Source organism: Geodermatophilus sp. SYSU D01176 (genome assembly GCF_054050015.1).
The window spans coordinates 1-546 of record NZ_JBJGYN010000125.1; the positions used below are offsets into that span (position 1 = coordinate 1).

The following is a 546-nucleotide window of genomic DNA, read 5'->3' on the forward strand; positions in this document are numbered from 1 at the left end:
TGGTACGCGGTCGCGGTGTGGGCGCGGCTGCTCGAGGCCGGCCGCCCGCACGGCATCACGCCCTACGGCACCGAGACCATGCACGTGCTGCGCGCGGAGAAGGGCTACCCGATCATCGGGCAGGACACCGACGGCACCGTCAGCCCGCACGACCTGGGCATGGCGTGGGCGGTGTCGAAGAAGAAGCCCGACTTCGTCGGCAAGCGCTCCTTCGCCCGCCCGGCCAACGCCGATCCGCGGCGCAAGCAGCTGGTCGGCCTGCTGCCGGTGGACCGGCAGACCGTGCTGCCGGAGGGCTCGCAGATCGTCGAGTTCCGCGCCGACGGCCAGCTGCCGCCCCCGCCGGTGCCGATGCTCGGCCACGTCACCTCCAGCTACCGCAGCGCCGAGCTGGGCCGCCCGTTCGCCCTGGCCCTGGTCAAGGGCGGCCGGGAGCGCGTCGGCGACACCGTCCACGTGCCCGTCAACGGCACCCTCGTCCCGGTCGAGGTGACCGGCTCGGTGCTGGTCGACCCCGAAGGAGCCCGCCGCGATGGCTGACCTGCT

General features: G+C 73.8%; 1 protein-coding gene. It reads left to right on the top strand.

What is annotated here, in order from left to right; genetic code table 11:
• The coding region (locus ACI78Z_RS25040) for a glycine cleavage T C-terminal barrel domain-containing protein (RefSeq protein WP_457039242.1) at nt 1-540 on the top strand (540 nt) is incomplete at its 5' end.
• Nucleotides 541-546: the final 6 nt, after the last annotated feature.